The sequence below is a fragment of the Mucilaginibacter sp. P2_A4 genome (assembly GCF_056405015.1).
In genome coordinates, this window is the sequence record NZ_JBFUCX010000008.1 from 181,444 (window position 1) to 201,216 (window position 19,773).

Genomic DNA, 19,773 nt, shown 5'->3' on the forward strand with positions numbered 1-19,773 from the left:
TTAATGTTCAAACATCAAAACTGGGGTAGCCTGCATTATTTGAAATTTTTTAATAAAGAATAATAATATTACTCTTCTATATTAATTATTTAAGTTTATTGATCAATCATTGCTTATTTAGCAATTCGGCCAATGCATTATTGCCTATCCATTTAGCCGATTTATGATTTTGCAGCAACATACGCCGGGAGGTGGCTATTGCTTCAAGCCTTAAAAAGTCGTTTCTTTTGCCAATTTGCCTTAAGGCCCAGTTCACTGCCTTTTTAACAAAGTTGCGGTTATCCCAGGCCTCACGTTCCATAATGGCAAAAAAAGGGATAAATGCCCCATTTGGTGCCTTTTTACTACGTATCGCATATTCGGCCATTAAAACAAATCCGGCACGTTTTACATACTCTTCTTCACGGGCGCTAAACGCTATAGCTTTGTCAATAGCAAATGGCGTACGATCGAAGAGATTGCCGCAAACCTGGTCGCACAGATCCCAGGAATAAAAATCTTTTGTCCAGCTATCTATTTGCTCTCCGGTAACTAAATCCGGGTCATCTATCAATGAAGCCATAATGCGGGCCTCATGAATGCCGCTGTCCCAAAGTTCCTGGGCCAGGGCGTGGTCTTTTTTTATTGTTTTTGCCAACTTTCGCAAATCGGGGAGCTTAACTCCCAATGCATGTGAATTATCTACCCCAAAGCGGAGCATCCCGGCAAGATAAGCAGGCTTGGCCTTCTGTTTTAGCAGGTCAATAATATCTTCTGTTTGCATTGGTTAATCGGCAACGCTTTTACGTTCAATAGTATGATGAATATTAACTACTTCCATTAAAGCAGCGCTGCCATACCAGGGGTGTAGTTCCATTGTTAATTCTCCCGCCTTTATCGCCGGGTCGGTTTCTGTTAATATTTTAGCTTCTTCAACCGTTTCCACATTAAAAATAAATATACCTCTTATAGCCTGATCATCCAAAAACGGACCGGCAACAATCAACTTACCTTCGGCAGCAAGCTTCATAATGTTTTTCAGATGCGCGTTTTGCAATTTAGCCCTTGCAACAGAATCTTTAATTTGGGTAGGCCCATCTTTTAAAAATGCCATTACATATTTTTTCATTCCATATTTATCGGCCCCTAATTTTTTGGCCAATGCGGCATTATAAACAGGTTTGGAGGTAGTTTGAGCAAAGCAGTTAAAACCCAGGGTAATAATTGCCAGTAGCAAAACGATCTTTTTCATCTGATTGAGGTTTTAGTCATATCAAATATAGGCATTGTTATATAAACAAAAAGCCGGGCAAATGGCCCGGCTGATTAGATATCAAATCATTGGAAATTATCGATTATGAAAATTGAACATCAGAATTACAAATTCCCTCTCAACTCTTGTTCGCGTTCAATAGCTTCAAAAAGCGCCTTAAAATTTCCGGCACCGAATGATTTAGCACCTTTACGCTGAATGATCTCGAAGAAAAGAGTAGGCCTGTCTTCAATAGGTTTGGTAAATATTTGCAATAAATATCCTTCATCGTCCCGATCAACCAAAATGCCCAACTTTTTAAGTGGCTCCAAATCTTCATCTATATGGCCAACCCGGTCCGTTAGTTCATCATAGTAAGAAGTTGGTATGTTTAAAAACTCCACACCACGGTTTTGCAATTCGGTTACCGTTGCAACTATATCATGTGTGGCAAGAGCCAAATGCTGTACGCCTTCACCCTCATAAAAGTCGAGGTATTCCTCAATCTGCGATTTCTTTTTTCCTTCTGCGGGCTCATTGATAGGAAATTTAACGTACCCGTTACCATTGCTCATTACCTTGCTCATAAGGGCCGAGTATTCAGTCGAGATCATTTTATCATCAAATGTTAAAATGTTTTTGAAACCCAATACTTCCTCATAAAAATTCACCCATTCGTTCATTTTATGCCAGCCAACATTGCCCACGCAATGATCAACATATAATAAGCCAGTTTCTGTTGGGTTATAGGTGGTTTCCAGCGCTTTGTAACCCGGTAAAAATAAACCTTTATAATTTTTACGTTCCACAAAAAGGTGAACGGTTTCGCCATAAAGCTTAATCCCGCTGGTGCGCACCTCGCCATATTCGTCACTAAGTGTTAGCGGTTGCTGATAAGGCTCGGCACCGCGGCTGGTAGTTTGTTCAAAGGCGTCGTAAGCATCATCAACCCAAAGGGCCAGTACCTTTACACCGTCGCCGTGTTTTTTAATATGCTCTGCAATGGGATGACTGGAGTGCAAGGGGGTAGTTAATACCAGTCTTATTTTACCCTGTTTTAAAACATAAGATGCCCTGTCCCTGACCCCGGTTTCCGGTCCGGCATAGGCCAGCGTTTGAAAACCGAAAGCAGTTTTGTAATAATGGGCCGCCTGTTTTGCATTCCCAACATAAAATTCAACATAATCGGTACCATTAAGTGGTAAAAAATCAGTTGCGGTTGTTTGCTTATCTATGGTTTGTGTATTCATTGTTTCTTAATTTAAAAAAATTTAATCATGTCATTGCGAGGAACGAAGCAATCGCGAACTTTGCGTATTCGCGCTGTATAGTATGCGATTGCCACGCTGTGCTCGCAATGACAAAAGGTATTATTGCCAGCTTTTATAATAATTTTCATCTTCTATTTTAATAGCATCCTCGGTCAGCATCAGCGGGCGAAAAGGATCTATCATCACGGCCAGCTCATCGGTTGATTCTTTACCTATTGATTTCTCTACAGAACCTGGGTGTGGCCCATGTGGAATACCGCCCGGGTGCAGGGTAATTTGTCCCTTTACTACGCTTTTACGGCTCATAAAGTCGCCGTCGACATAATATAAAACCTCGTCGCTATCTACATTACTGTGGTTATATGGCGCCGGGATTGATAAGGGATGATAATCAAACTTACGGGGTACAAAGGAGCAGATCACAAAGTTATTGCCCTCAAAGGTTTGGTGTACCGGCGGTGGTTGGTGCAGGCGGCCTGTAATAGGTTCAAAATCATGTATGGATAGCGCCCATGGGTAATGAAAACCATCCCAGCCAATAAAATCAAAAGGGTGAGTACCATAAATATATGGGTAGATGAGTCCCTGCTTCTTAATCAGTATTTTAAAATCGCCATGTTCATCGTGGGTTTTCAAATCTGTTGGCCGCTTAATGTCGCGCTCGCAATAAGGCGAGTGTTCCATCAGTTGCCCGTATTGGTTGCGATAACGTTTTGGCGCGCGGATAGGGCTAAAACTTTCAATAATGAATAAGCGGTTTGCTGTTGTATCAAACTCCATTTGGTAAATAGTACCACGTGGTATCACCAAATAATCGCCATATTGAAATTTAATATTACCGAAACCGGTCTTTAATGTTCCTGTTCCCTCATGTATAAAAACTACTTCATCGGCCTGGCTGTTCTTGTAAAAATAATCAGTCATACTTTGGCGCGGGGCAGCAAGCGAAATATGCAGATCGCTGTTTACCAACACAGGTTTACGGCTTTGCAGGTAATCATCTTCGGGCTCAATGTTAAAGCCGATTAGGCTGGTATGCTTCAGGTGCTTTTCGCGCGCTATTTTAGGCTCAACACTATAAGGCTCGCCTAATGTTTTTACAATAGTGGGCGGGTAAGCATGATAAACCAACGAGTAAAGGCTGGAAAAACCCTCGGTGGAAACCAGCTCTTCGGCATATAATGTACCATCGGGCTTACGGAACTGCGTATGCCGCTTAGGCGGAATAGCTCCTAATGAATGATAAACAGGCATAGTGTTTTAATTGGTTGAAAATAAAACGTTTAAAGTATCCGGATAGTTTCATAAGCAATCAAAAATTGCCCAAAAACGGTATGAATAAGCCGGCTAAAAATGACTTCAGTAATATTTTAAAAAAGAAGAGTTGGAAAGGTAATTAGTATTGAGCCAATACAATTTTGGCAAGCATGGCATCCCTGAACGATGATGCATCGCTCATTGAGGTAAGCCCCAGGGAAAAATAAAAATGCTTTTGTATGGTCATGGTTTATTGAATACGAAGTTAGGTGGAATATTATTGTGATGCAAGTTTTAGTTTGGATGAATGATTGGCGAGGCGACTTGTTGAGCGGTTGGTTAAAATCCGTATGCCTAACGCTTTCAATTAAATAATCACACACATCATCATACACTCAGCATTCAACTAAATTTTATTAGTTTTGACACAACCAACACCTCAATTTATGAAATTAGTATCCTATAAAACCGAAGACCGCGAGCATTTAGGTATTTTTATAAACGGACACATTTATAACCTGAACTCGTGCGATAAGCTGATCCCCAATAACATGAACGAGTTTTTGTGGGGTGGCGACGAGCTGATGGATCATGCCCAAAAGGTTCATGAGGCCATAAGTTTAGGAAAAATGGATGCTAAAGAGGAATTGTTTTTTGAACTGATAGCCCCCGTGCCCCACCCTACATCATGCCGGGACGGATACGCCTTCAGGCAGCATGTGGCCGCCGCACGTCGCAACCGAAAGGTTGATATGATACCCGAATTTGACCAATACCCTATATTTTATTTCACCAATCATAATGCCATACAGGGCCCCGGCGAAATTGAGTGCATGCCCGATCATTTTAATAAGCTTGATTTTGAACTGGAAGTGGCCGTTGTGCTCAACAAAAAAGGCCGCAACATTAGGGCAGCTGATGCGGATAGCTTTATAGCAGGCTATATGATCATGAATGATATGAGTGCCCGCACCCTGCAGATGGAGGAAATGCTGCTGAACCTCGGGCCGGCAAAAGGAAAAGATTTTTCAACTGTGATTGGCCCCTGGCTGGTAACACCTGATGAGTTGGAAGCTTTTAAGGTGGCCGCCAAACCAGGCCATACCGGCAATGCCTATAATTTAGAAATGAAATGTGTGGTAAACGGCAAGCAGGTATCGGCAGGTAATATGGCTGATATGGACTGGACCTTTGCCGAAATCATTGAACGGTGTGCCTACGGTTGCGATGTGTTGCCCGGTGATGTTATAGGATCAGGCACGGTTGGTACCGGCTGCTTCCTGGAACTTAACGGAACAGGGTTACTGAATGACCCCAACTACGAAACCCAATGGCTTAAAGCCGATGACCTGGTAGAGATGGAAATAACCGGTCTGGGTATGCTGGGCAATATCATCACCAAGGCTAAGGATAACTTTTCCATTTTGAGCCTGAAGAAATAAGTTTTATCCCATATGCTATCTATAAATATTAAAGACCTAACAACCTTAGAGCTTCAAAACTATCTTAACCATGCAGTTGCCCCTCGCCCTATATGCCTGGCATCAACCATTGATAAGGCTGGTAATATAAACCTGAGCCCTTTTAGTTTCTTTAATGTTTTTAGCATTAACCCGCCTATATGCGTGTTTTCGCCGTCGCGCAGGGTACGCGATAATACCACCAAGCACACCTTGGATAATATACTGGAAGTACCGGAATGCGTAATAAATATTGTCAATTACGATATGGTGCAGCAGGTTTCCTTATCAAGCGTGGAGTACGGTAAAGGGATAAATGAATTTATTAAATCGGGACTAACGCCCATTGCCTCCCATTTGGTAAAACCGCCACGGGTAGCAGAATCAACTGTACAGTTGGAGTGCGTGGTAAATGAGGTGATAAGCCTCGGAAAAAACGCCGGTGCCGGAAATTTAATTTTGGCCGAAATAAAGCTGATCCACATCAGTGAAAGTATTTTGGGGGCTGATGGAAAGATAGATCAAACTAAAACAGACCAGGTAGCCCGCCTTGGTGGCGACTGGTATTGCAGGGTAACCCGCGATAATCTTTTTAAAGTAGCTAAACCGAACGTAAAAATAGGCATCGGGGTGGACGCTTTGCCGCATGCCATCCGCAATTCGAGGATATTAACCGGGAATAACCTGGGCCAATTGGGCAACCTGGAACTCATCCCCGCCGACGAAGCCATTGAAACCTATGCCCAGGTCCCCGAAATTAAGGACCTGCTTGATGCAACCATCGGCGATAGCAACACCCGCGAATTGCAACTCCATTTAAAAGCTAAACAATTACTTGATGAAGGCAGGGTTGAAGAAGCCTTCATGGTGTTATTGATAGGAGATTAGATGTGCAGATTTCAAATTCCAGATGTGCAGATGATGTTTTGTCTGAACCGGGATTCATTGGATTGAGAGATTTCTCCGATTTTTTCAGTAGATCTAAATAATCCTTTAATGGTGTAAATCAAGGTTCAGACAAAATTAATCTGCACATCTGAAATCTATAATCTGCACATTTACCCACCCTTTATTTAAAATCCAATATCCGCTCTGCCATTCTTAAACCACTGGTAAGCGCCGCCTCAACAGTGCCCATGGCAGTACCTTCGTAAAGGTATTCGCCGGCGAAGAAGATGGTATCTTGAACAGGTTCACACAAAACATTTCTGGATTGGTTAGCCTCCACGGTATCATACGCGTATGAGCCCCTGGTGTATTTATCCGCCGTCCAGTTTACTACATGCCAGCTTAGGAGGCTATCTTTCAATTGCTGAGGATCGCGCTTAAAGATATTACTTAATGACTGCAGGCTTTGGAGTAATATCTCCTCATCCGGCGTGTCAACTTTCTCGCTTGCTTCGGGGCCACCAAGCCAACCGGTTAACAAGGTTGTATGGTTGGGTATTTGAGTCCACCAGGTGGGGATCTGTTCTTCACTAAACAGGAAACCCATATTTTCCAGGCTGCCGACCGGCAGCGTTTCTGTTTCCATGGTTTTCCAAAAAGCCTTATCAAACTCCAATAGTACTTTAATCACAGCTCCAAAACCCAGGGTATTGATAGCGTTGATGTAAACAGGTATCGGAGGATTTAAATTTACAGCTCCAATAGCATCCTTGCCGGCCTGCAAAACACCTAACGGCAAGGCAATAAGTAATTGCTCCCCTGTGTAGGTAATACCCGCATCGGTAGTTGTTTTAACCTGGTGCTGCTGCCAGTCAATATCCCGTGCTACGGCATTTAAATAAATATTGCCCCCGGCCTGCACCAGTTCATCAGCCATAAATTTAACCAGCCTGATATACCCGCCTTCTATACGGTATTGCGCATTTTCATCTTCACACTGCCACTCTTTTCTTAAGGAAAAAGCGCTCGCCTTCTTAGGGTCGGCGTTGTCATAGCCCGATACATATTTCCTTACCGATTCCCTTAAACCCTGGTATTCATCACCTTTAAACTCCTCAATTAAAAAGGCACTGATGTTTGTGTCCTGCTGCAATGCGTTCAGCTTATCAATCAAAAGATCCCAGTGTTCAACAAAACTTCCGTCATTTTTAAAATCACCTTCGTCGTACCTCCACATAGATGCAGTTGCATGATGATAGACTATCCCGGCCTCGTCCAGCAGGCATTGGGTAACGGGCAAATCACCATGTATAAACTCTGCCCCCATCTCTAAAGGTTGCTGGGATGAGCCATATTCCAGTGTATGGATGCGGCCTCCTACCCGGTCACGGGCTTCCAGTACGGTTACTTTTTTGCCCGATTTTGCCAGTGTACGGGCAGCCATCAGCCCGGCCGCACCGGCACCTATGATAAGTATATCGGCATCTGTCATGATTATAATTTGATAAAGCAATATAACGATTTGCAGGGATTAACCGGAAGTGTTACAGCATCAAAGTTCCGGTAAAAACACTAACTATTTTCACCGAGAAAACCCCATCCCTTACCGGGTTAATCACCCCAAGTCGCCAATATAGGCTTGTGGGCACCTATATACCGCTGTACTTTTAGGTATTATTTAAAACTTACAACAATGAACAACGACATAAACACCGCCATTACCCCAAACAACAGCAAAGCTGCTGCCGGCGTAATTTTATTGGTAATAGGTAGTATTTTACTGATAAACGAATTTCACTTGTTTTTTATACCAGATTGGTTGTTTAGCTGGCCAATGTGGATGATAGCCTGGGGTGCCTATATGGGTGCTAAATATAATTTCAGGAAACCATCATGGATCATCATCATACTCATAGGCGTAGCCTGTTTAATTAGCAACAACGTACCCGATGCCGACCGTATAGTTTGGCCAATAGCCATCATGGGCTTTGGTACCTGGCTGGTATTAAAACCACGCAGGCAGAAAGAAGAAGAACACTTTTTTGGAGAGGCTAAAAAGCCATTCCATTTTGATAAAACCGCTGAGCCGGAAGTTTAATTGATTTAATAGTTTGATTTAAGTATGAGGGAGGGCCGGTATCGGTTCTCCCTTTTTTGCGGGTGTTCGCTTTTTGGAGAGGACCGGGTGTTTTAAAAAGGAGCAAAAGTTAAGCCATTGAAAATAACCAACTTAAGTGTTCGCCTGTGTTTTATACATAAAACTAAAGTATTGATAATAAGCGATTTATTTTTATTCCGGTGTTCGGGCGGAGGTGCCCGAACACCGGGGTTTTGTAAACCCGAACACTGACAGAACCTTGTCAGTAAGCGTAATTTTCAGGCGGTTATTGATCTACATAAAACCAGGGAATCCACAGTAGACCGGGCTTTGCATTTACCTTAACTGCCTGCCCTGTTGACACCTTGTTGTAGAAATCCTTAGCCACCGTAATCTCCCCCGAATTTTGCTTTGCCCCCCATTTATCAAGGGTTAGGTAATAGGCCGAGTGCTTACCAGTGGTATATCTTTTATCTAATATTGTAGTTTTATAAATCCGGGCCGGGGCGTTATCGAACTCGCAATTTGTTGTTACCGTTGCTACGCCACTATATAATAAAACAAAACAAACGAGATTGAATTTTGTAAATTCATTGCTCCGGGTTTTAATATTGGCATCATTTAATATAAACACAAAAACAACACATAAAACAACCGCGATGACCAGGGTCGGTAAAAAGATGGCCATATAGCTTAGCAGGTCCCAGTCATAAATAACCCTTAACAATAAGGCGAACGGAGTGGCTATCAGCGCTCTTGTTAAATTAGGATAAACCGACTCTTTACCTCCGCTGCTACCAGATATGTCGCTGCCAAATATCATGATATTGCGCTTTGCGTAAAACAGGCCTATCACCAGTAACGGATATACCAATCCGGATACCATAGCGTACTTATAAGGATGTGGATAAGCAAACACCCATATTGCTATAGCTATCCCTATGTAATTGGCATACGCGCTCAGTTTTTTAGCCCGGGCAATATTTAATTTTCTTTCCTTTGGTGTGCTGCCAATAGCCTCGTCATGCAGCATCGCATCAAATTCGTTTTGGTATTTTTTGGCAAAAATATCTTTAAACTGACAAGCCCAAACCAAAATTTCACCACTATTAACAAGGGTTGTATAATTACTGATATATAGCGACTTAGCAGGCTTATCAACTTCTAAAATAAGATTATCCTTCACAATCTTATAGCCGTTTATCTCGTTTTTTAAGAGCTCCCTCTTTGTAAAAACCGCCTGATCTATTATGCTGTTCGGGGTAATGATCACCCTTTTTCTTTTAACATAAACTCCCAGGTAAACAGCCCAGCTAACCAATAAAGTTGCCACTAAAAAATGAAGTAATTTACCTGTAGGTGGTACTGTAGTATATAGGTAAATCCCCCCTGCAAATACTGCAACAATAGTTATATAAATAACTATTTTCCAGCCAGGGCTTATAGGATATTCTCTGTTCAATTTAATGTAATAAGGAGCCTAAAAATATGATAATTTATTCGAGGATTTAACAGCTTTCGCTCAACTTTAATCTAATAATTAGCAATTACTTAAAACCCCCAAACTTTTTCACCGACAAAACTTCCACTCTTACCGATTTCTTTAAATATATCGCCAGTTTTTGTTTGGCTCAACTATAATGTTACCTTAGTTTTGAATATGATTTAAAAGGCATATAACAAATGAACAACGATATAAATTCTCCGCAAAACCCAAATAAAGGCAAAGCAATGGCCGGCATCATTTTGCTTGCCGTTGGTGGGGTACTGCTTTTGAGGCAGTTTGCATCTTTTCTTATCCCCGGCTGGCTGTTCAGCTGGCCAATGTGGCTTATTGGCTGGGGATTGTACATCGGCGCCAAACACAATTACAAAAATTCATCATGGGCTATCCTGGTGTTTTTAGGTGTCTTGTTTTTATTCAATAATAACATTCCCGATGCTGGCAGGGTGGTATGGCCTATTGCCATTATCGCTTTCGGTATGTGGCTGATAGTGAAGCGTGGCAAACACGGCGACCAGCAATGGGAAGGCAAATACAAAACAAAATGGGAAAAAAATTATGCCGATCCCCAAAATTGGGGCAAGGCAGAAAAACCCAAATTTAACTTTGAAAAAGCCACCGACGCCGAAGTTGATTACGTGGTAAAAGAAGGTGATGATGTGCCGCCAACTGAGCCTAATACACCGCCGTACACTCCCCCATTTGGTCACCATAATGGCGACGATTACCTGGATACCGTTTCCATATTTGGCGGCGTTAACAAAACCATATTGAGTAAAGATTTTAAGGGCGGCGATATAGTAAACATTTTTGGCGGTGCCGAACTTGATTTTACCCAGGCCGATATTGACGGGCGTGTATACCTTGATATTACCCAAATATTTGGCGGCACCAAAATTATTGTGCCATCCAACTGGCAGGTGGTATCAGACCTGGCAGCGGTTTTTGCCAGTGTGGATGATAAAAGGATAAAAAGCACCGCATCAAGCGTAAACGGTAAAATACTGGTGCTAAAAGGAGTTTCCATTTTTGCGGGAGTTGATATCCGCAGTTATTAATAATAAACAACAAAACAATCATGAACTGGTACGTAGCAAAATTAGTTTTCAGGGTAATAAGCGGTGATGGAGATCATCAGGCGCAATTTGATGAGCAATTACGACTTATAAGTGCCGAAACCGAACTAAATGCCTTTGAAAAAGCTAACAAGATTGGCCATGCCAACCAGGATAGCTTTAAAAACATAGAAAAACAAACCGTTAAATGGCAGTTTATTGATGTGGCCGAACTAAACCGCATTAATGAACCTACCGATGGAGCCGAACTGTATTACAACATTCACGAAACTCCCGATGCCGACCTTTACATTGCCTGGGCGCACCATAAAGCGGCATTGCTGGGGATTAGGAATTGAGTGGTGGTGAGGAGTGAATGGTGAGTGGAAGAATAAAATAAATAAAAGTAAATGTCATTTCGATAGAGCCGGAGAGGGCAATGAGCGGTGGAGGCGAAAGAGAAACCTTATACGCCCCGCTAAGCCACAATGCACATGGTAAGCATGAGCGCCCGTACCTCGTTCCAAATGACAAAAGATTATAAAGTAAACAAAAACAACATTGGCCATACCTTCATCTACTTCAAAATTATACGGTGCATTAGTTGCATGCGGCTTTTTATGGGCCGCGTTGCAAACCTATATCATCCATAGTTTTGGCTTTTTATGGTTCACCGCCTCGGTAGATGGTATGTTGAGCGCCGTTTTATTGTCGGGCGCCTGCTGGCTCATCAACAATAACCTGCGCTATTACCAGCCCGGCAAGGGCAGTTATATCAACCTGTTTATCTGGGTTGTAGCCCTGGCGGGCATCTGCGCCGCCGGTTGCCGCTACCTGTTACCCCTGCTCAATACCGATAAAGTTTTTATCAACTTTGTAATTCAATCCCTCACCATCAGGTTTTTCATCAACTTTTTAGCCGTAGGCTGGATGGCCATGCTCAGCCTGCTGTGGTACTCGCAGCTTGATCAAAAAGAAACCCAGAAACGCAAAAACGAAGCCGAACAACTGGCCCGCGATGCCGAGCTGTACAACCTGCGTCAGCAATTACAACCCCACTTTTTATTCAACAGCCTTAACTCCATAAACGCCCTTATCGGCTTTAAACCCGATGAGGCCCGCAGGATGATTCACCAGTTATCTGATTTTTTACGCGGCACTTTAAAAAAGGACGATAAACAACAGGTACCCCTATCAGAAGAACTGGCCCATTTAAACCTGTACCTCGATATTGAAAAGGTGCGTTTTGGTCATCGCCTGCAAACCGAAATTAGCTGCGATACCAAATGCGGCGCGGCCCTGCTGCCCTCCATGCTACTGCAGCCCCTGGTAGAAAACGCCATTAAATTTGGCTTATATGATACCACCGGCGACGTAACCGTAAGCATCCGCGGCGAAATTGAAGAGCATTACCTGGTCATCATGGTACAAAACCCGTATGATCCGCAAACCTCGCGCCCTAAAAAAGGCACCGGTTTTGGCTTACGGGGAGTACAACGACGCCTTTATTTATTATTTGCCCGTAACGATCTGATGGAAACTCACGCAAATGATAATATATTTACAACCATAATAAAAGTACCACAGTTATGAGGCGAGCCTTAATTATTGATGACGAACCATTAGCACGCATGGTTGTAATGGAATACCTGCAAAATTTTAAAGAGATTGAACTGATACAGGAATGTAATGATGGCTTTGAAGGCCTAAAAGCCATTCAGCAGCACCAGCCCGACCTGATCTTTTTAGATGTGCAGATGCCCAAGATCAATGGTTTTGAGATGCTTGAACTGGTGGAGAACCCTCCTGCAGTAATATTTACTACCGCTTTTGACGAATATGCCATTAAAGCATTTGAAGCTCACGCAGTTGATTACCTCATGAAACCTTTCAGCAAGGAGCGTTTTAACAAAGCCGTTGAAAAATTCCTGGCTGCCGCGCCCGAGAAACAGGCTCAAAAACATACCGAAGATTTGTTGGAAGCCGTTGCCGCCCATTCGCCTGCACAGCACGAGCGTATTGTAGTTAAAACCGGCACCAAAGTAAAAATCATCCCCGTTGCCGATGTTGACTACCTGATGGCCGACGACGACTACGTAAGCGTAATCACCAAAGAAGGCTCCTACCTCAAAAACAAAACCATGAGCTTCTTTGAGCAAACGCTCGATCCACGCCAATTCGTCCGCGTGCACCGCTCCTACATCATCGCCATACAACAAATCACCCGTATAGATCCCTACGAAAAAGACGCCCACCTGGCCATCCTAAAATCCGGCGCCAAAATACCGGTGAGTAAAACAGGCTATGTAAAGTTGAAACAAGTATTGGGAATTTAAGCGGAAAGCCGAAGGCTTAAGGCTGAAAGCCCAAAAAAAAATTGTCATTTCGATAGAGCAAGGGAGGGCAAAGAGCGTCGACGCCCCCCCAAACAGTCATGCCGAACTTGTTTCGGCACCCCACATGCTAAGTATACATCATGCAGACCACCTGTCCCATGGGATCCCGATCCGTCGGCTGACGGACGGGACGACTTCAGTTTTTGAGAATTGTAATAGCTAATTTCATAAAAACCATGCCTCACCACCATACAAGCAAAGGCCCACGTGCGATTCCTTCCTCGGGGAAGGGAAGGTAGGGGTTTAAACAATGCAGATACCACAAACACCAATTAAACCTATGCTTAAAACCTTAACCATCATACTTTCAGCAATATTTTCTATCTCCCAGTTTGGGTGTAAATCCGCAGCAAAACCTAAAGAAACATCCCAAAAGGAGTTTGAAGGTGTGATCACTTACCATGAAGTTGAATTTATTAATTACCCCGATGGCAAATCTTTTTTAAACGACACGGTGCAGCTTTTTTACTCTCATGGCAATTACGTTGGCATACATTCCGAGAAATCTGCAAAATTTCACGTAGTTAAAGATTATTACCTTGAAAGTAAACCTTTACGATTGTTTCTTTATAATACCTCGGATACTTTGCACCAATTGAATTTAAACTTCCCTGTTCAAAAGCTCGACGGTTTTAAAGTGAAAAAAATAAACGACAAAATACTTTCAAGAGACTGCGAAAATATCGAGGTCAACGTTAGTTATCCCCAAAAGGATTCTACCACGTACACCGATTTCAACTTTATAATTTCAAGGGGATATTTAAAAATAGATAAACAACACTTTAAAAACTGGAACCTTGGCTTTTTTAACAAAATTGCAGATGAAACTGGCGTCTTTTATTTGAGATTAAAAGCCGTCCATTTTGATAGTACGCACAAAAATGCTTTGTCAGCCAAAATATACGATGTTATATCTGTTAAGGAACAACCTGTCGATCCTAAAATATTCGAAATTGATACCACAATGATCAAATGGGCTAATTAATTACTTTTACCGCAATATTTTTAAAGCCCCAGCCACTGCGATTCCTTCCCCGGGAAACGGAGGGAAGGGGTTTATCTTTTAGTAAAAAATAGTACCGTTAAAGGAGTGAACTTTCAACACCTACATAAATAAAAAAACATAAACCATTAGTCGTTGTTGTCATGGTAGTTATTAGCCCATTTCGAAGTAGCATTTAAAATCTTCCCACCTATTCTGATCAGATCAGCGTCACCCACCTTAATTTAAGTTAAGGTGTAGAACCATTGTTTTTCACCCTTTACCTTACTATTCATATTAACTTAAAAGTTATCAAATGAAAGTATTTCCTATTCATATTAAATCATATAAACAACTAATCTCGGTAATTGGCATTGCAGGTTTAAATAAATTAAAAACTGAATGTGAAGAAATAAATAGAGAACACAATCTTAATTTATATAGTCCATCAACTTATAGTTTTAATTACTCCATAAAAGTTTATAAATTTCCTACATTATTCTCCATACAGGTAGAAAACGCTATTGAAATTTGGTTTTTAATCATAAAATAAATCTTCATAAAAACTGACTTTTGTACTTGCATTACCTTACCCCAATAATTTTTAAAGCACGGCCCACGTGCGATTCCTTCCTCGGGGAAGGGAAGGTAGGGGTTTATGGAACTTTTTAGGTACAAAATTAATTATGGCGTAACCCTCCTTAGGTCGGGCCGGGCTATTCACTTATACGGCTTCAGGCATTAAGCGCGAGGCCGGTATTCGTTGCTATCCCTTACGCAGGGGGCTTCTAATTAATCTGGGTATATAATTGGCGCTTCAAGTGCGCGGTTAAACGTCCGGGATTTACAAATTCATTACTTAGCAGAGCGTTCACCTATCAGCGGGGCACCCGCGACACGCGGGCGCCAGCGATGGGGATATTATAATCAATTATGCCATAGTTATTCTACAATATAGTTTAAGGTATCCGTATAATTATTACATTTAACCTGTGCTGAATCAGTAGATTTGTACCTTGCCTTATGGATCGTCGGAATATAAAATATAATATCGTTGAAAAGTGGCTCAGTTACATAAAAACGAGGGTTACCTTAGCGAACTCTCTAAATTTGACTGACGTAAATATTCATGCGGAGAATTTTTACAGGGATTTATTTAATAAATTAGGCTTTACGTTTACCAATACCAATTTCAACGCACAAAATACTGCTCATATAGATTTGATAGATACTGCCAACAAGCAGTCTATTCAAATTACCTCACAAAACGATAGTACTAAAATTAAAGAGGCGTTGGATGGCTTCTACAAAAATGAAGACTACAAGGATTATAAATTACAAGTGCTTTTAATAGGGAAGGACGCTAAAGATTATACTACTACCTTTGGTCACAATTTTGACCATGAAAAAGATGTTCTGGATGTGAAGCGCTTACTGGCAATCGTAAATAATTTTGAAACAGAAAGGATCGCAACCGTTGCAGACTTTTTAGAAAGTGAAATATTGGAAGAAAGATCTTCGACCGAATCTACAGAGGTCGAAACAATTATGTCATTGATTGATTTTTTAAGTAAAGAGGAAAACAGGCAGCTTACAGAGAAAAAGGATAACGTTGATCCTGATTTTAAAATATATAATCGTTTTGCTGATCACGCCAACTATCTAACCGGTCAATATGGTACGCTTTTTTCAGTATATAATACAGCTTTGACAACAGCCGGTGAAAAAATGGATGGTGTAATGTCTGTTATAATTTCCAGCTACCTGAAAGATGAAAGCGATGTCTTGTTAACTAAAAATAATAATGACCCCAAATTAGCTTTAAGCGAACTGGTTGAATATTTTTACAATAAGTTGTCAACTAATGGGTTTGTGAGGTTTGACAAGCAAGCGATTCGTTTTTACTTATTAGATGAAATGATAAAGTGTAACGTATTTCCAAATTGAGTATGCTGATTAATAAAGACGAAAATATAAAGACCTCATCGGTGTACGTAGCCTCCTTGATTCTTAAGGAGTTTAAGAACCAAAAGGGCAGTCGCTTAACCATATTTCAGCTGGCCGCAGCATTGAAAAAACAAAATATTCAGCAATACCGCCAACTATTTTTCGGCTTGGCGTTTTTATACAGTACCGGAATTGTTGAGTTTAGTGAACCATATGTTTATGTATTAAATGATTAGGCTGTTAAAATTACATAGCACTCCTGAAATTTTTGATCCGGTTACTTTTGAAGCGGGATTAAACCTTATTGTGGGTGAAAAATCTGATGACAGCAATAAAACCAATGGGGTTGGTAAGTCGATTTGTATAGAGTTTCTAAATTATTGCTTGTTGAAAAAAACAGCTGAAAGCCGTGTTTCATTCATACCTGCCAATTTGATTGATCAGAGCGCTGTAATATCTCTGAACCTAACAATTAATGGAATATTAGTAATTATTTCAAGAGGCATTAAAACACCTGACAGCGTTGTAATAATAAAGGGTAGTGAAGTTATTGATTTTGACAGTCTGGATGCCGCGTCGGATTATTTAGGCAATCTCTATTTTGAGCAATACCCCGCCTATACCGAACGTATCAGTTTCAGAAATCTGCTGGCACCTATAATTCGCGACGAGCGATCAGAGTTTAAAGACATCATTAAGTGTTTTGACACTGATAAAAACATCCCCCGTGATTTTAAGCCGCACTTATTTTTCCTTGGGTTTGGGTTGGGCCTTTATAATGACTTGGTCAAGTTGATTGATGAATTGCATAAAAAAACAAAATACTTAAGTGAAACGACTAAGCTATTAACGAACAATAGCGAGATCAAGGTCAGTGATGCCAAGGCTAAATTGAACGAACTGGAAAGTGAAGTTAGCCGTGTTAATGCATCAATTGAGCAATTACGAAACAATGATTCGTTTGAAATTGTGCAAAATGAACTGGTTACCCTTGATGCTCAACTGAAGGAGGTACGCGATCAGCAAAAGTCGATTAAATACAAGATTAAGCAAATAGACATTTTACCGCAGCCAGAGAACATTAGTGAAAGGGATATTACCATTTTATTTAATCAGTTCAAGTCTGGCTTGGGTGATATGATAAAAAAATCGCTTGATGACGTAGTTGAATTTAAAAGCAAAATAGATAATTTTCGAAATACTATCGTTAATAATAATCTGGTAAAATTGAAAGCTGATTTGCAGGTTTTAAATGAACGTTCACGGAAACTTGATGACCAGTATTCAGAAAAGATCGCTATTCTCGATAACGGAGAATTACTAGGAAACCTAAAAACAGCAATTCGAATTTTTAACGAAAAGAATCAAGAGCTAAGTACGCTACGTTCTTTAATCAGCCAATACAATCAGGCTGAGCGGGAGAAGAAATACCTTAATAACCAAAAAAACCTAAAGATATCTGAATTTGACCAGCAGGTCGCCGAGCATGAAGCTGTGATTGACAGCTTTGAGCAATCTATTTTAGATATTCACGATAAAATTTTTGGTAATAAACAATCGCATTTCGAGATCAATACGAAGACCAGCAATCAAGCTAAAGAGTTCATAATGTTTGATTTGCGAACTGACGATGACCACAGTTGGAGCACAGAACGCATAAAAGTCTTTATTTACGATATGGCTTTAATGTTCAATGATTACACACGTCTGTATCATCCTCAATTCTTAGTTCATGATAATCTATTTAACGTTGATAATGATTCCCTTGAAAAAAGCTTAAACTATGTATATCAACAAGAACAAAACCGAGGCGAGGAATTTCAATATATCTTAACGATCAATCGGGACATGATTGAATCTTTGGAAGAAAAGCAATCATTAAATTTCAATGTGGAGGAACACATACGCGCCAGGTTTACTAAGGGAAACCGCTTTCTAAAGGTAAAATATAATGAGGTATTGAAAAGAAAAACTTCATAGCCCTGGCGAATTGAAGCTATTTTATGGAAAATGCAGATGCTAAAGGGAAGTCGGGAGAGGATTTTGTAAATCACATCGCCTTTAAATCTTTTATAAAATATTGGTGTTTCCCCAGCCCTCTGGATATTACAGGAGATAATAAGGAAATTTGTGATTTACTGGTTGTTTTTGATCATATCTGCATGATTATTTCAGTAAAGAATTATACATTTAAAGGCGACTATGGGCGATATTTTAAAAAGACAGTGAACAAAGCGATCCGGCAGATCGATGGGGCTGAGCGTAAGCTTTTTCGCAATATTCCTTTACTTTTAAAACATCCTGACCGTGATGCGGAACTCTTTGAAAAGGATAGAGTAACGGAGATATATAGAATAATTATCAATCTAAACGAGGATGTAAAGTATTATCAGACTTCGCACTTCGATCAAGGAAAAAATTATACTATTATGGATGCGGCTGCTTGGTACACTGCAATGGAAGAACTCAATACCTTGCCCGACATTACTGCATATCTTACAGCAAGATGTAAACTATTTAATTGTTATCCGGCGTTTATGTTCCCACGTGCAGAGTATGATTTTTCTACCAACGACAAAATCAGTGCCCAAAACGAAATTGAAGAAGTTGCTAAATCCGGTGGCAAAGTTACTATGGTTCTTGGATCAGAGCTTGATTTGATTGCTCAATACATACTTCATGCTTATAAATTCCCAGACAGTTTGAATCACAACGAAGTAGATAGTTTGCTGCTTAAACTTGACGGCGAATGGGATAAATTTTTAAAGTCAAAAATAGCAAGTCAAAAAGACCACTACGAAAAAGAAAGCTATTTTATTGATAGGCTGGTTAAAGAATTTCTTATCCTTACGCAGAACGGAAATCATTTAGCGGCTATGTTTTTTCGTCTTAACCGCATACAGAGGGCAGAGTTTGCACGAGCATTTTTGAACTATCACGAAGGTTACGTCATGGGCGATGTACACATCAAACTAAATCGCAGCCATGTGGTGCTTCCTTTTATTAATATGGTTTTTATCTATCATGATGATGATTATCCAAGAAACCAGTTAACAGAAATTGTGGATATGAGTCTTCACCATCATCACTTCTTGCATAACTTCAAATGTAAAGAAGTAGGCGCTCTGGGTATGTCACGTACCACCGAATCCTTTACTTTTGGTTATTCAATGCTCAACGAACCATATACTGCAGATGAAATCAATGTGATGAAAGAAGTTTTCGTGGCATTTGGCTGGCAAACTGAACAATTAACTGGTAAGTAATTTAGGCTGTTCCTGGTTACCACCGTTCAATCTCTGTTCGGCGTTTTCACCGCACCAGCTAATGCAATTGGCTTACTCCATACAAAGTAAGACATGCATATGTACCGAATAGCAGTGATCAGGTTTTTTCGGAAAACCGATACCTTTCGACAGAATAGTGCGGTGAAAACACCGACCATAAGCTAAACATTGACCATAAGGTAAGTATACATCATGCAGGCCACCTGTCCTGTGGGATCCCGAAACAAGTTCGGGACGACTTCGATTTTTGAGACTTGCACTGGGTAATTTCGTAAAAACCACGCATCCCCACCATCCAAAAGCCCGGCCTACGTGCGATTCCTTCCCCGGGGAAGGGAAGGCAGGGGTTTATGGAACTGTTAGGCACACAATTACCATGGCGTAACCCTCCCCCATC

The 19,773-nt window shown here is 41.0% G+C and carries 19 protein-coding genes; 13 read left to right on the forward strand and 6 right to left on the reverse strand.

What is annotated here, in order from left to right:
* Positions 1-106 precede the first annotated feature (106 nt).
* From AC1DYB_RS16235 to AC1DYB_RS16250, 4 genes are all read right to left on the reverse strand, one after another.
* Complete coding sequence (locus tag AC1DYB_RS16235) at positions 107-763, reverse strand: DNA alkylation repair protein (protein WP_477436447.1); 657 nt, start codon at positions 761-763, stop codon at positions 107-109.
* A 3-nt stretch (positions 764-766) separates the two neighbouring features.
* The gene (locus tag AC1DYB_RS16240) at positions 767-1,231 is read right to left on the reverse strand and encodes a YciI family protein (RefSeq protein ID WP_477436449.1); all 465 of its coding nucleotides are present in this window, start codon (positions 1,229-1,231) and stop codon (positions 767-769) included.
* 125 nt (positions 1,232-1,356) lie between these two features.
* Entirely contained in the window at positions 1,357-2,481 is a 1,125-nt protein-coding gene (gene hppD / locus AC1DYB_RS16245; RefSeq protein WP_477436451.1) for a 4-hydroxyphenylpyruvate dioxygenase, read from the reverse strand.
* A gap of 120 nt (positions 2,482-2,601) precedes the next feature.
* Positions 2,602-3,756, reverse strand: a complete 1,155-nt coding sequence (locus tag AC1DYB_RS16250) for a homogentisate 1,2-dioxygenase (RefSeq protein ID WP_477436453.1) — start codon at positions 3,754-3,756, stop codon at positions 2,602-2,604.
* Positions 3,757-4,205: 449 nt separating this feature from the next.
* On the opposite strand from AC1DYB_RS16250, the gene AC1DYB_RS16255 reads away from it, so the two are divergent.
* Together AC1DYB_RS16255 and AC1DYB_RS16260 are read left to right on the forward strand one after the other, a co-directional pair.
* Positions 4,206-5,201 (forward strand): fumarylacetoacetate hydrolase family protein, encoded by a 996-nt coding sequence (locus tag AC1DYB_RS16255; RefSeq protein WP_477436455.1) that lies wholly within the window; start codon positions 4,206-4,208, stop codon positions 5,199-5,201.
* Between the two features lie 12 nt (positions 5,202-5,213).
* Positions 5,214-6,107, forward strand: a complete 894-nt coding sequence (locus tag AC1DYB_RS16260; protein ID WP_477436457.1) for a flavin reductase family protein — start codon at positions 5,214-5,216, stop codon at positions 6,105-6,107.
* A gap of 181 nt (positions 6,108-6,288) precedes the next feature.
* Here the strand turns inward: AC1DYB_RS16260 and AC1DYB_RS16265 are convergent, their stop codons facing one another.
* Positions 6,289-7,599, reverse strand: coding sequence for a flavin monoamine oxidase family protein (locus AC1DYB_RS16265; protein ID WP_477436459.1), 1,311 nt, complete (start codon positions 7,597-7,599; stop codon positions 6,289-6,291).
* Between the two features lie 201 nt (positions 7,600-7,800).
* Here AC1DYB_RS16265 and AC1DYB_RS16270 point away from each other — a divergent pair, with 201 nt between their 5' ends.
* Positions 7,801-8,205 (forward strand): LiaF transmembrane domain-containing protein, encoded by a 405-nt coding sequence (locus AC1DYB_RS16270; RefSeq protein ID WP_477392510.1) that lies wholly within the window; start codon positions 7,801-7,803, stop codon positions 8,203-8,205.
* A 286-nt stretch (positions 8,206-8,491) separates the two neighbouring features.
* On the opposite strand, the gene AC1DYB_RS16275 is transcribed toward AC1DYB_RS16270, so the two are convergent.
* Complete coding sequence (locus AC1DYB_RS16275; protein ID WP_477436461.1) at positions 8,492-9,667, reverse strand: hypothetical protein; 1,176 nt, start codon at positions 9,665-9,667, stop codon at positions 8,492-8,494.
* Between the two features lie 221 nt (positions 9,668-9,888).
* Between AC1DYB_RS16275 and AC1DYB_RS16280 the strand changes: the two genes are divergently transcribed.
* The 10 genes from AC1DYB_RS16280 to AC1DYB_RS16325 all read left to right on the forward strand — a co-directional run bounded on the left by AC1DYB_RS16280 (position 9,889) and on the right by AC1DYB_RS16325 (position 19,355).
* Positions 9,889-10,767: a LiaF transmembrane domain-containing protein gene (locus AC1DYB_RS16280; protein ID WP_477436463.1), complete on the forward strand. Its 879-nt coding sequence runs from the start codon at positions 9,889-9,891 to the stop codon at positions 10,765-10,767.
* A 20-nt stretch (positions 10,768-10,787) separates the two neighbouring features.
* Positions 10,788-11,123 (forward strand): DUF4288 domain-containing protein, encoded by a 336-nt coding sequence (locus AC1DYB_RS16285; RefSeq protein ID WP_295714116.1) that lies wholly within the window; start codon positions 10,788-10,790, stop codon positions 11,121-11,123.
* Between the two features lie 202 nt (positions 11,124-11,325).
* A complete protein-coding gene (locus AC1DYB_RS16290) occupies positions 11,326-12,357 on the forward strand; it encodes a sensor histidine kinase (RefSeq protein ID WP_295714119.1) in 1,032 nt (343 codons plus the stop codon).
* Positions 12,354-13,100, forward strand: a complete 747-nt coding sequence (locus AC1DYB_RS16295; RefSeq protein ID WP_295714122.1) for a LytR/AlgR family response regulator transcription factor — start codon at positions 12,354-12,356, stop codon at positions 13,098-13,100. The genes AC1DYB_RS16290 and AC1DYB_RS16295 overlap by 4 nt, the downstream gene beginning before the upstream one ends.
* A 310-nt stretch (positions 13,101-13,410) precedes the next feature.
* Complete coding sequence (locus AC1DYB_RS16300) at positions 13,411-14,145, forward strand: hypothetical protein (RefSeq protein ID WP_477436465.1); 735 nt, start codon at positions 13,411-13,413, stop codon at positions 14,143-14,145.
* Positions 14,146-14,458: 313 nt separating this feature from the next.
* Positions 14,459-14,695, forward strand: coding sequence for a hypothetical protein (locus AC1DYB_RS16305; RefSeq protein ID WP_477436467.1), 237 nt, complete (start codon positions 14,459-14,461; stop codon positions 14,693-14,695).
* A gap of 470 nt (positions 14,696-15,165) precedes the next feature.
* On the forward strand, positions 15,166-16,089 hold the full coding sequence (locus tag AC1DYB_RS16310) for an SMEK domain-containing protein (protein WP_477436469.1): 924 nt from the start codon (positions 15,166-15,168) through the stop codon (positions 16,087-16,089).
* Positions 16,090-16,091: 2 nt separating this feature from the next.
* Positions 16,092-16,325 carry an ABC-three component system middle component 6 gene (locus AC1DYB_RS16315; RefSeq protein WP_477436471.1) on the forward strand — a complete coding sequence of 78 codons (234 nt, stop codon included), beginning with the start codon at positions 16,092-16,094 and terminating at the stop codon, positions 16,323-16,325.
* Positions 16,318-18,069, forward strand: a complete 1,752-nt coding sequence (locus AC1DYB_RS16320; protein WP_477436473.1) for a DUF2326 domain-containing protein — start codon at positions 16,318-16,320, stop codon at positions 18,067-18,069. The genes AC1DYB_RS16315 and AC1DYB_RS16320 overlap by 8 nt, the downstream gene beginning before the upstream one ends.
* Positions 18,070-18,092: 23 nt before the next feature.
* Positions 18,093-19,355 carry a hypothetical protein gene (locus tag AC1DYB_RS16325; protein WP_477436475.1) on the forward strand — a complete coding sequence of 421 codons (1,263 nt, stop codon included), beginning with the start codon at positions 18,093-18,095 and terminating at the stop codon, positions 19,353-19,355.
* Positions 19,356-19,773: the final 418 nt, after the last annotated feature.